We start from the raw sequence: 705 nt of genomic DNA, 5'->3' as shown, positions 1-705 counted from the left end.
CCAATCCTGCCTGATTCCACGCGGCCAGGCCTTCCGGGGGCATCGCTTCCCCACCGGCATGCACCTGCTTCAAACGACCATAGTCACGCGGGCCTGCAGCCGCGAAATCGCGGGCCAAGAGGTTCCAGTAGGCCGTCGTCAGGTCGACCACGCTGATCTGTTTGTCGATCAGCTCGCGATAGAACGTCTCGCTGTCCCAGATATCGGTGCCGCGCAACACCACCGACGCACCGCAGATCAGCGCCGGATACAGCTGCTCGACAAAGCCGTCGAAGTTGAAGGTGGAGAACTGCAAAACTCGGTCGCTGCCGTTCATGTTGAAGAACTGCAACGACACATAGGCGTGGCGGGTCAGCGCCAAGTGACTGATGCCAACGCCTTTTGGGCGACCTGTGGAACCCGAGGTGAACATCACGTAGGCCAGGTTCTGCGGATCGGTGTGATTCGGCAGATTGTCAGCACTCAAACCCGACCAGGCTGCGTTCTGATCCAGGCTCAGATGCGCAACCCCAAATGGAATCGCCAGCCGCTCAACCAGATGGCTGTGGGTCAGCAGCAATTGGGTGCCGCTGTCCTCGATCATGCATTGCAGGCGATCCTGCGGGTATTCCGGGTCCAGCGGCACGTAACCGCCACCGGCCTTGAGCACCGCCAGCAGGCCGATGATCATGTCCAGCCCACGCTCGACGGCAATGCCGACCAGTA

1 protein-coding gene is annotated in these 705 nt (G+C 60.9%); it reads right to left on the bottom strand.

Going from position 1 to position 705, the window contains the following annotated elements; all coding sequences use genetic code 11:
• The coding region (locus AC07V9_RS29645; protein ID WP_495019171.1) for an AMP-binding protein at positions 1-705 on the bottom strand (705 nt) is incomplete at both ends.

Source organism: Pseudomonas sp. GW821-FHT02A11 (assembly GCF_059421985.1).
Note: the sequence above shows the minus strand (reverse complement) of the source record. Positions and strands in the feature narration are given on the sequence as shown.